This is a genomic window from Methanobrevibacter sp. (assembly GCF_017447225.1).
Taxonomy (GTDB): domain Archaea; phylum Methanobacteriota; class Methanobacteria; order Methanobacteriales; family Methanobacteriaceae; genus Methanocatella.
The window spans coordinates 16,272-27,102 of the sequence record NZ_JAFSNZ010000105.1 but is presented as its reverse complement, the minus strand read 5'-3'; the positions used below and the strand labels follow the sequence as shown (position 1 = coordinate 27,102).

The 10,831-nt window shown below is 33.8% G+C and carries 17 protein-coding genes; 8 read left to right on the top strand and 9 right to left on the bottom strand.

What is annotated here, in order from left to right:
* A partial coding sequence (locus IJQ68_RS10015) for a hypothetical protein (protein WP_292800027.1) occupies nt 1-430 on the bottom strand: 430 nt, incomplete at its 3' end.
* 231 nt (nt 431-661) lie between these two features.
* Between IJQ68_RS10015 and IJQ68_RS10010 the strand changes: the two genes are divergently transcribed.
* From IJQ68_RS10010 to IJQ68_RS10000, 3 genes are all read left to right on the top strand, one after another.
* The gene (locus IJQ68_RS10010) at nt 662-1,753 is read left to right on the top strand and encodes a cation diffusion facilitator family transporter (RefSeq protein WP_292800024.1); all 1,092 of its coding nucleotides are present in this window, start codon (nt 662-664) and stop codon (nt 1,751-1,753) included.
* A gap of 43 nt (nt 1,754-1,796) precedes the next feature.
* A complete protein-coding gene (locus tag IJQ68_RS10005; RefSeq protein ID WP_292800021.1) occupies nt 1,797-2,123 on the top strand; it encodes a hypothetical protein in 327 nt (108 codons plus the stop codon).
* A 259-nt stretch (nt 2,124-2,382) separates the two neighbouring features.
* Nucleotides 2,383-3,339, top strand: coding sequence for a ketopantoate reductase family protein (locus IJQ68_RS10000; RefSeq protein WP_292800018.1), 957 nt, complete (start codon nt 2,383-2,385; stop codon nt 3,337-3,339).
* Here the strand turns inward: IJQ68_RS10000 and IJQ68_RS09995 are convergent.
* Nucleotides 3,329-3,631, bottom strand: a complete 303-nt coding sequence (locus IJQ68_RS09995) for a hypothetical protein (RefSeq protein WP_292800015.1) — start codon at nt 3,629-3,631, stop codon at nt 3,329-3,331. The two genes, IJQ68_RS10000 and IJQ68_RS09995, sit on opposite strands and share 11 nt — an antisense overlap.
* Nucleotides 3,632-3,636: 5 nt before the next feature.
* Entirely contained in the window at nt 3,637-4,188 is a 552-nt protein-coding gene (locus IJQ68_RS09990; protein WP_292800012.1) for a hypothetical protein, read from the bottom strand.
* 290 nt (nt 4,189-4,478) lie between these two features.
* Here IJQ68_RS09990 and IJQ68_RS09985 point away from each other — a divergent pair, with 290 nt between their 5' ends.
* From IJQ68_RS09985 to IJQ68_RS09975, 3 genes are read left to right on the top strand one after another with little or no spacing between them, the layout of a single operon-like run.
* The gene (locus tag IJQ68_RS09985) at nt 4,479-4,898 is read left to right on the top strand and encodes an SseB family protein (RefSeq protein WP_292800009.1); all 420 of its coding nucleotides are present in this window, start codon (nt 4,479-4,481) and stop codon (nt 4,896-4,898) included.
* Nucleotide 4,899: 1 nt separating this feature from the next.
* Entirely contained in the window at nt 4,900-5,343 is a 444-nt protein-coding gene (locus tag IJQ68_RS09980; protein ID WP_292800006.1) for a hypothetical protein, read from the top strand.
* Nucleotides 5,340-5,612, top strand: a complete 273-nt coding sequence (locus IJQ68_RS09975) for a hypothetical protein (protein ID WP_292800003.1) — start codon at nt 5,340-5,342, stop codon at nt 5,610-5,612. Before IJQ68_RS09980 ends, IJQ68_RS09975 begins: the two co-directional genes overlap by 4 nt.
* Here IJQ68_RS09975 and IJQ68_RS09970 read toward each other — a convergent pair.
* Together IJQ68_RS09970 and IJQ68_RS09965 are read right to left on the bottom strand one after the other, a co-directional pair.
* Nucleotides 5,607-5,867, bottom strand: coding sequence for a hypothetical protein (locus IJQ68_RS09970; protein ID WP_292800000.1), 261 nt, complete (start codon nt 5,865-5,867; stop codon nt 5,607-5,609). The genes IJQ68_RS09975 and IJQ68_RS09970 overlap by 6 nt on opposite strands.
* A 5-nt stretch (nt 5,868-5,872) precedes the next feature.
* A complete protein-coding gene (locus IJQ68_RS09965; protein WP_292799997.1) occupies nt 5,873-6,058 on the bottom strand; it encodes a hypothetical protein in 186 nt (61 codons plus the stop codon).
* A gap of 81 nt (nt 6,059-6,139) precedes the next feature.
* On the opposite strand from IJQ68_RS09965, the gene msrA reads away from it, so the two are divergent.
* Nucleotides 6,140-7,045 carry a peptide-methionine (S)-S-oxide reductase MsrA gene (msrA, locus tag IJQ68_RS09960; protein ID WP_292799994.1) on the top strand — a complete coding sequence of 302 codons (906 nt, stop codon included), beginning with the start codon at nt 6,140-6,142 and terminating at the stop codon, nt 7,043-7,045.
* Here msrA and IJQ68_RS09955 read toward each other — a convergent pair.
* Nucleotides 7,042-7,311, bottom strand: coding sequence for an STAS-like domain-containing protein (locus IJQ68_RS09955; protein ID WP_292799991.1), 270 nt, complete (start codon nt 7,309-7,311; stop codon nt 7,042-7,044). The two genes, msrA and IJQ68_RS09955, sit on opposite strands and share 4 nt — an antisense overlap.
* A gap of 1 nt (nt 7,312) precedes the next feature.
* Nucleotides 7,313-8,008 (bottom strand): hypothetical protein, encoded by a 696-nt coding sequence (locus tag IJQ68_RS09950; RefSeq protein WP_292799988.1) that lies wholly within the window; start codon nt 8,006-8,008, stop codon nt 7,313-7,315.
* 198 nt (nt 8,009-8,206) lie between these two features.
* On the opposite strand from IJQ68_RS09950, the gene IJQ68_RS09945 reads away from it, so the two are divergent.
* Complete coding sequence (locus tag IJQ68_RS09945; RefSeq protein WP_292799985.1) at nt 8,207-8,581, top strand: hypothetical protein; 375 nt, start codon at nt 8,207-8,209, stop codon at nt 8,579-8,581.
* Here the strand turns inward: IJQ68_RS09945 and IJQ68_RS09940 are convergent.
* Entirely contained in the window at nt 8,568-9,452 is an 885-nt protein-coding gene (locus IJQ68_RS09940; protein ID WP_292799982.1) for an Mrp/NBP35 family ATP-binding protein, read from the bottom strand. The genes IJQ68_RS09945 and IJQ68_RS09940 overlap by 14 nt on opposite strands.
* Nucleotides 9,453-9,468: 16 nt before the next feature.
* Nucleotides 9,469-10,800, bottom strand: a complete 1,332-nt coding sequence (locus IJQ68_RS09935) for an FAD-dependent oxidoreductase (RefSeq protein WP_292799978.1) — start codon at nt 10,798-10,800, stop codon at nt 9,469-9,471.
* Between the last annotated feature and the right edge of the window lie 31 nt (nt 10,801-10,831).

The window sequence follows — 10,831 nt, the reverse complement described above, 5'->3', positions numbered from 1 at the left end:
TATTATCTATGAAATCTTCCATTATTTTAATTTTTTCATCAGCATTATCCTCAAGGGTGAATACTATATCCATTTTCAGTTCTTCATCATCATTTATTAATAGATGTCGTTTGGATTTTTCAGGATCTGCGGTGCACAGTATGCATTGCAAGACATATTTTTTAGAATCCACCCGCAAATATATCTTATAGGCACCATAGTGGCCTAAATTGAAAATTTCCAATACTGAGCTATGAAATTCCAAATCAAAAAGCTTATTATCTGATATTTCCACCACATAATCCAAAAATATTCTATATTCGTTGTTGATTTCTATTTTGTTTTTGTAGGGTTCTATTTTGTCGTATTGTACGAGCAGATATTTCAGCATAGGCACGGGGAACCTGTCAACTAATCTTTTGAAGCTGTAATCCTCAAATTGCTTAGCCATATAAAAAAAACCTCCTAAATTTATTTATTAAAATTAAATAATTCCTATATTGAATTTTATTGTTTATAAATTCTTGCTTTTTGATTTAAACAAATTTACTTGAGTTAATAAAAATTATACGACCTTAAACTATTTATCTGACTTATGAAAATTCAGCCCACATACAAGTATTGTCCTCACCTATAACATGCCAAATCAAAAATTTATATTATTTAAAACATAATTTAAATTATGGACAGGCAAAACAAAATTATCAAAACTAGTATTATTGGAATTATTGTAAATTTGATACTGGTTGCTTTTAAGGCCACTATTGGGATTTTAGTTAATTCAATAGCTATCACATTGGATGCTGTCAATAACCTTACTGATGCATTGTCCTCCATAATTACCATAATAGGTACAAAGCTTGCGGGAAAGGCTCCCGATAAAGATCACCCTTATGGTTACGGAAGAATCGAATATTTCTCATCAGTCATTATTGCAGTTATCGTTTTATGGGCAGGTATAACTGCGCTTCAGGAATCCTGGCCTAAGATATTCAATCCTGATGTGACATCATACACTACGGTTTCACTTGTGATAATTGCTGTAGCAGTTATTGTCAAGTTCCTTTTGGGCCGTTATGTGAAAAATGTAGGGGAAAACATCAACTCCCAGGCACTTGTCGCTTCAGGAAGTGATGCGTTTTTCGACGCAATACTCTCTCTTTCAACTTTAATTGCAGCTATCATTTCAATATTTTTCAATATAAGCTTGGAAGGAATATTGGGGGTTATCATATCATTTGTAATCATTAAGGCAAGTATTGATATGTTAAAAGAAACCCTGGACAGCATGATTGGAGCAAGAGTTGACTCAGAGCTTTCCCAAAAGATTAAAAAATCAATTGAGGAAGTTGACGGCGTTTATGGAGCATATGACCTTAGCCTGCATAACTATGGACCTGAAGACATGCAGGGGTCTGTTCACATTGAAGTGGACGATGACCTGACAGCCAGGGATATTCATACTCTGACCCGTGAAATAACATTCAAGATATACAAGGAGTTTTCAATAGCTTTAACCATTGGAATCTATGCAAGAAACGATAAGTTCGACTATATCAGAAAGGATTTGGATGAAATCGTCGCCCAGTACGATGAAGTCCTGCAGATTCATGGATTTTACGTTTATGAAGATGAGAAACTCGTCAGCTTTGACATCATAGTTGATTTTGATGCGGACAGGAATAAAGTGAAAAATGAAATCTGTACTAAAATTAAAGACAAACATCCGGAATTCAATTATATTCTGATTGATGACTATGATGTGAGTGATTAACTTATTATAGCAAAAAAACAAATTACTATTAGAGGTGAAAATAATGGATAACAAAAATTATATCTTAGCTGCAATAATCGTACTTGTTGTTCTTCTTATTGCTGTTGGAGCATACATTTTAATTAATGACGGCAGTTCAACTCCTGAGCTCAATATTACAGTTAACAATACAACAGAAGTGACAAACACTACCAATGTTACTGTAGCTGAAAATACAACAAACAACACCGCAAACGATACCACCTACAAAGTATATAATCCTCAAAGCGACTCCTATGTGACTGTTATCGGTGAAAAATACGATGATGAAGTCGGAAGATGGTATACTTACGATGAAGATGGTGTAAGATACTATAATACAAGAATATGAATCTAATTCATATTCATTCTCTTTTTTTTGATTTTTTTCAGGCATGTAAAAAATTTTTACAATAGAAACAAATGTTTAACTGTAGAAAAAATAATATATTAAAAAAATACCTGTAAACGCCCCAAATCATAAAATAATAATTTTAAGTAAAATTTAAAATTTCCAATAGATACATTTCAAGTGTAAAAAATAAATATAAAAAAAGCTTTTTTAATAGATTTTACAGATACTATAATATACAAAAATTGGAAAGATCATCATGAAAATCTTAATAATAGGTTCCGGATCTGTAGGAATAGGGCTTGGCGCATCACTGTTATCACAAAAATCAGACGTGTCATTTCTTGCAAGAGACAGAACTGCCAGTGAAATGAAAACAAAAGGAATTAAAAGAACTGGACTATTCACTCACTATTCATTTGGTCCTGATGAATTTAAAGTCTATGAAAGCTATGATGAAATGCCAGAAAATGAATTCGACTTTGTGCTGGTCGCATCAAAAACAACAGCAAATGCAAACATTGCAGAAATGCTTGATAAACACAGACAAATCCTAAAAGATGATTTCACAATATTGATTTGTCAGAACGGATTTGGAAACGACGAGCCGTACATTAATTACTTCAGAACCGATGAGGTTTACTGCGCCAGAATAATTACAGGATTTACAAGACCTGAAAGAAACATAAGTGAAGTAACCGTCTATACAGAACCGATACTTTTGGGATCACTTCAAAACGAAGACATAAGCCATCTCCAGATTATTGCTGATAAGATCACTGCATCCGGAATCAATTGTGAGCTGACAGATGAGCTGGACAAATATTTATGGGCAAAAATGCTGTACAACTGCACCTTGAATCCTTTGGGAGCCATTCTGGACGTTACCTACGGAAAGCTTACGGAAAACCAATATTCAAAAGGACTGATGGACAGTATTATCGATGAAATATTCAATGTAATAACCGCATCACCATATACTACATTATGGGATAATTCCGATGACTACAGGAAGGTTTTCTATGAAAAGCTTGTTCCCGACACATACAACCATTATTCCTCAACCCATCAGGACATTAAAAGAAAAATAAAAACAGAAATAGACACTTTAAACGGAAAAGTAATAGAGCTTGGAGAAAAATATAATATTGATGTTGGCACCAACAAAATAATATATGATTTGATTAAAGCTATTGAAAGCGATTTCAGCGATTAAGCTTTTCCAATAGCTCTATAATCCTATTGTTCTGTTTAATCAGTTCCTTATTTTGCATTATTAAAACATCTAACTTGCGGTCTGTGGAAGACAGTTCAATGCGAGGCTGATTAGTTTGGGCTTCATGTTCTCTTTTAGGATGTTTGGATGACTTGAAGCGTGAAGAATGCCTTTCCATCGGATTTCCCCCATTATTGTTGAAATGGAGTTCTTCCGGAATAAGGCGCACACCGCAGTCAACGCAAAACACATTGCCTTCTTCGTAAGTCTTATGACAGTTTGGACAAATCATTTTTATCACCAGTGAGTAATCAAATACCATTTAACCAATTGATCTGTACTGCTATCCTCATGATTATTAGTCTGATAGCTGTAATATGAATTATCGTCATTCAGTGAATCAAGGTATTGCCTATCCTGATACTGATTGAATGCCTCATTTAAAAGTCCGAAAAATGCATCGTCGGACATGTCTGAGGAATTGGCACTTTCAACAATATGGGAAATGCTTTCGTTGACATCATTTCCCTGATAGCAGATGCAATACACAGATTTTTCTACCGGAAAATACAGATATGAAACGTTTCTGTCAATATATTTGTTATATGTAACCAGATGCATGCAGGGACGTCCGTCTATTGAGATTTCCTCTTTTAAATCACTTATTTTATAGAATCCTCCATAATTATTTATTATATAGTCATCTACGCATAAAACTGCAAACGTTCTTAAATCCTTATAGACATATTTTGTGGGGCCGGTGTCTCCTGAAGAGAATTTGGAAGGAATTTCAAAGCTTTCGCCATTTACAGTTACCTTTGAGAAATCCTCCGCACAGACACATCCCATCAGGATAAATATCATAAGTATTGGAATAATTCTTTTCATTAATTACAGATATACTCATAACTTATATATAAGATTGTTCCCAAAATCAGCAAAAAATCCTAAACACTTAAATACTTTGAAGTAGTAAAATAGTATTGTTCATATTTTACATACTATTTTTTTATAATATGAACAATGGTGATGGTTAATGATAAGCATTCGTTTGTATTCCTTTAGTGGTGTTTAGGAAGAGAATGCTTATTAGTTTAAAAAAAAAACTTATTTTGATTATAATTTCTTAGGTGATAATTATGGAAGATAATTTAAAAGAATTAACAGAACAATATATTGAACTTGAAGATAACGGTGCATCAGAAGAAGAATTAAACGAATTGGCTCATGAAATTGACCATGTAGTTTACCACAGCGAACTGATCATTTTATTAAACAAAGTAGAAGAGGAAACTGAAATCGTAGCATTGCTCATCGGCGAAGAAGAGGACGATGAAAGCTACTTCCTGCCAGTTTACACCAGCGAAGAGGAAGCAAACAATGCTGTTGAATTCTTCTCACAACAGGAAGGCAGCGGAGAATTTGAATTCGACAAAGCAACCGGAGCAGACATTGTTGCATCATACTCAGAAGACGAAGATTTCTTAGGCCTTGCAATCAATGCACCGGACAACGGATTTATAGTATTTGCTGAAACTGTACACGACTGTGAAGAATAGTATGCAACTTAAAGATTACGAATATTATAAAAAAACCGGTGAAGGTGGCTGCAAAAGCCAGATGAAAGATTTTATTGATTTATACGCAACCATTCTAAAAAGAGTTAAAAAGGAATCCGCTTCCGAGCTTGACGGCGTGAAAATCAATATCAAAAGAACATACCCAAGTGAAGTCTATCTGGCTCCTGTTGACGAAAAGAACTTCCCGGTTAAATTCACATTGACCGAAAAATCCAAGGAATATGTCATTCCGGTATTCACTGACGTATGCCAATATGATGAAGGCCTGGAAAAGATATCCAAACTGTTTCTTGAAACACTATCCCAAAAAATCTTTTCTTCTGATGACATTAGGCAATTAGGAGAAACTGACGAATACTTCAAGGGAATAGTCATTAACCCTCATTCCCAGAACTTCAGAATGGACACGGAGGGAAAAATATGAGTTTCATATGTCCTACTTTAGGTGAAGATCATGAAAAGGACTTTCTTGTAATGGGAAAATTGGATGATTTTAAAATAATTGTCTTTTCTGACATGGATAATTACAATGAAGGTTTTGAATATTTAGAAATAGCTGATTATAAACCTTGTGAAGTCTCCGTTGATTTGTTCAAGGAGCTTGCAAAAAACGATGATGAGTTTTCAGGTTTAATCCTGAATATTCACAGCGAAAATAAGATAATAACTAAAGAAGAAATCCTGAAGCTATAGCTCTTCATCTTCTTCTTCATCCTTATCTTTACCTTCTTTTAAATCCCTATATCTGTATGACATCTTAAATCCAGATACAGCTTCTCTTTTTGGCCTGCGTTTAGTATAAATTCTTTCCTGATTGACATAATCGCTTTGAAAATGTTTTTTTACACTTTTGTTCTCACGAAAATAAGTAGTTCTATTCCTTTCATGAGGAGACTTATACATTCTTTTTCTAAGCAAACGTCTGCGGCCAGTAACTAATCTTATCACTAAAATCACTTTTTATTTCTGGAAGCGGATTTGTCTAGTGTAGTTTGAATTTCATCAATTCTTTCAACTACAACTTTAATAGCTTGTTCTCCTTGACGAGTTGGATTAATACCTTGTTCTACAAGTAATGCATCTCTGATATCTCTTAATCTGTCAATTGAATCGATTTTCATTATTGTTGAGTAAAACATTAAATTCCTCCAATACCTATATTTAAATAAGATTTTCAATTCATATAAAGTTTTTTAAATGATAGTTAGATAACTATAATTATGTACAAATCTCAACAGATTATCTATTTGGCAGGGGGTTGCTTCTGGGGTGTTGAAGCATACATTTCAAGACTCAAAGGAGTTAATGTAACTGAAGTGGGATATGCCAACGGAAAAACTCATGACCCAACATATGAAAGCATCTGCAGCGGTAAAACCGGACACACCGAATGCGTTAAGGTAACATTCAACCCCGAAATCATATCTCTTGAAGAGATACTGGAAGAGTATTTTAAAATCATTGATCCTTTTGCGGTTAACCGTCAGAGTACCGATATCGGAACACAGTATAGAACAGGCATCTATTGGCAGGAGCCGTCACAGAGAAGTCCTGTGATTAAATTTTTAAATAAAAAGCAAAAGCAGCTGGGCAAAAAGATTGCTGTGGAGGCACATGAGATATATGGATTCTACCACGCTGAGGACTATCATCAGAAGTACCTTGAAAAAAATCCGCAGGGCTATTGTCATGTTGATTTAAATCAAATTGATGATAAAGAATTCGACCACTTGACCCGACAAGAGTATGAAATAACACAGCTTGCTATGACAGAAGCACCATTTAGTGGAAAATATGACAACTTTTTTGAAGATGGTATATATGTAGATGTGGTAGATGGTGAAGTTCTCTTTACTTCAAAGGACAAATATGATTCAGGGTGTGGATGGCCGGCATTCAGCAAGCCGGCAAATGATAATGCAATAATAAAGCACAGAGACTTCTCACATGGAATGGTAAGAACAGAAGTGAGAAGCAAAAAGGCAAATTCCCATTTGGGCCATGAATTCAATGACGGACCAAACGGGATAAAAAGATACTACATTAATTCGGCAGCACTGAGATTTATTCCTAAAAAAGATTTAAAAAAAGAAGGTTATGATGAGTATGTTAGTCTTTTTGATTAATACATCTCATCAAAATTATTATTTTTTAAAATGACATTAAACATATTTTTTACAACATCAGGAATATTCATTTCTTCAATTTCATAATCTGCCATCATTTTATGATTCAGATATTCCTGAGCAAAACTGCGACTGACAAAATCAATGTCTTTAAAATCAAAAATTACTTTTTGTGAATTATTATCTAAATTTTCAAATATTTCTTTAATCAAATATCTCTGACCCAAATCAGAACCAAATTCATCATATAAATTAATTTTTATCATATTATACCTCAAAATTATGAAAACCGTCAATTAATGAATAAAAATTATCGAAATCCTGATTGACTTCAAACCTCAAACATATTAATGTACCTTCAATAGATTTTTTTGATAGTTCTTTTAAATATATTTTATTCCCATCAATATAAACAGCACCTTTTCTTGAAGCTATTAATACAGACCCATTATTTTCTAAAGTAAGTAATGATATAATATTATTTAATCCATAACCCCTTTCTATATATCCAGAAACCTGTTTAGTAGATTTTCCATTGATTGCTTTTAAAATTGCATCACAATCATCTTTAAAATCAAAATTATTATTTTCAAAAGATTTTTGAATGGAAATCCCATTATCTAAAAAACAATAATCAATAATATTTGCACAAGCTTTAGATAATGCATAAGCCTGTGTAAAATGAGAATGTTCATACATATTATCGATGACTTCATGCATTATAAATTTAAATGCATTTTCATTTTTAATTCCACTAAAAGAATAAAAATCATTGATTAATTTAGATATATCCATTAGACTGATATTTTTTAAACAATAATCATCATCCAAATCTTTTATAATCTTTTCATGATTGAAATTATGTTTTAGAGCCAAATAAGGCAATACTGATACTGGAGAAAAACATTTTTCATAGTCTTCATTTACAAAATTTTCAAACTGATTCCATAGCGAATAATTCAAAAAATCACCTCAAAATTATTTAAACTAATATTTGATATCTTAAAATAAATACTTTGTTGAAGCGAGCGATGAAAATTGTTCTAAGTCATAAATATTGCTTTTAGAGAGGAAAATTGTTCTCAGTGATAAAAATTGTCCTGACTCATAAATATTGTTTTTAGATATAACTAAATATCATTAAATCAAAAATTATTAACAATGAAAATTGAAGATATTAAACATCCGGAATTGAAGCAATTAATTAATATGAGCTATATCCACAGTGAAAACAACAATCCAGAACTTATTGAAAAAACAGATAATGAAATTAAGGATTACCTTAGCGAAAACGAGTTTATCATATCAACTGAAAATAATGACGTTCTTACTATCCCCCATGGAAATGACGGGAACTACATCATTCCGATTTTCACTGATTTGGTCGAATATGAACGTGGAATGGAATATTACCGTTTAAATGAAATGGATGAAAACAAGGATTATGTTATTAAAAAAATAGAAAAAATAGATAATCCCAAATTTGTGGGATATCTAATTAACATGGCCAGCGTCAGCTACATTACTCTTCTTTAAGAAATTCTTCTTTTATTTTACCGACGATTTCTTCAAATCTTTTTGAAACCTCGCCTTCAGGATCGATTGTTGATACAACACCGTCCTGATTTGGTGAGTCACTTACTTTTTCTGTTAATGGCAAATCACCGAGATATTTGATTTCCATTTCTTCAGAAAATGATTCACCGTCACCTTCACCGAAGATATCTAACTTTTCACCGCAATGTGGACAGATATAGTATGCCATGTTTTCAATAAGACCGATATTTTCCACATTCATCATATTGACCATTTTTACACATTTTAAAACGTCTTCCTGTGATACGACATTAGGAGTGGTTACCATAATTACTGCATCAGTGTTCGGAATAGTCTGTAAGACTGTTAATGGTTCATCTCCGGTTCCAGGTGGGTTATCGATAATCAAAACATCAAGTGGTCCCCATTCCACTTCTGCAATAAGCTGTTTGATGGAACCTGATTTTTGAGGTCCTCTCCATATGATTGGAGTGTCGATACTGTCGAGCATGAATGCCATTGACATTACTTTAAGACCGCTTGGAGCTTCAACAGGCACCATATTGCGGTTTTCATTAATATATAAGTCTTCACCTTCCAGGCCTAACATTTTAGGAATATTAGGTCCGTGAATATCAGCATCCAATATACCTGTTGCAAATCCTAATTTCTGGAAAGTTTCTGCGAGGTTAGCTGCAACTGTGGATTTTCCGACTCCTCCTTTTCCACTCATAACAGATATTTTGTATTTGATTTGACCTAAGTTTCTGGATAATTTGATTTCCTGTTCAATCATTTGTCTTTGTTGTTCAGGAGTCATCTGACCCCCGTGACCATGATGACCATGACCGTGATGTGGATTTTCTGCCATAAAATTTTCCTCCCATTTAACTGAATTTTTTGCTTACTTCTTCAACAGCAAGAATCAATGGATCTGTAACCATAGATACCGGCGGTGCATAAGCAAATTCCATATTACTTAAATCAAAGCAGGTTAAACCTTCAGTGATTGCTAATGTCATAGTATCAATTCTTTCAGCAACCCTTTCTTCTGCTATGATCTGACAGCCTATAATGGTTCCATTTCCATCACAAATAACTTTAATATCCATAGGTTTTGCATTAGGATAGTAACGTGCCCTTGTCAGTGCTTCAACTTTCTGTACGACAGGCCTGATTCTGTTCTGCTGAGCAAAACTGGTGGTATATCCCACTGCACCAAATTCCAGGTTACCGACTTTGGATACCATTGAATTTAAAACCGGGTTGAATTTGGATTTCTTGTTACAGATTGTACGGGCCAATGTTTTTGATTCACGAACAGCTGTGGTACCTAACTGGGAAATAGTATTGAATCCTAAAATCAGATCTTTTGATTCCACACAGTCTCCAACAGCATATACGTCTTCCACTGAAGTTTCCATTCTGTCGTTTACAAGAATAGCCCATCTTCCAACTTCACATCCTGCCATTCTAGCAAGGTCGAGTTCTGCTCTAACACCAGTAGCTAAAATAACCATATCAGCATCAATTAACTCTTCATCACCGAAGCATGCCTTTTCAACCTTTTTCTCACCAACCAGTTTAGTGATTGGTTTTCCTAAAACGACATTGATGCCTTCACTTTCAAGATATTTGACCAATATGTCAGACATGTCCTTATCAAGGGATCTTGGTACGATTTGAGGCATCATTTCACTTAATGTGACATTTATACCCTGTTTCATTAAAGCGAATGCAATTTCAATACCAATCAAACCGGCACCTGTGACTATTGCACTTTTAGCGTCTTTCATTGCTTCCTGAACTTTTTTACCGTCATCAATGTTTCTGATTTGATAAACACCATCCAAATCCACACCCTCCATTGGAGGAACAAATGGGTTTCCACCAGTGGCCAAAACCAATTTATCATATTTTATGGTTTTTGATTTGGAACCGGATTCATAAGTAACAGTCTTTTTATCACTGTCAACTGCTGTAACTTCAACTTCAGTTATGACATCAATATCCTTTTTCTTATAGTCTTCAGGTGTTCTCATTACAATATCATCAAAAGATTTGATTGTTCCGGACAAAACATAAGGAATAGCGCATGGTGAGTATGCAACCTTATCATCCCTTGTCAGAACAACTATTTCACAATCTTTGTCAATTTTACGAATGTTGGAAGCTGTTGAGATTCCTCCAGCTCCTCCGCCGACAATTACCACTTTCATTTTAACAAAACCTATATAACATAATTATTTA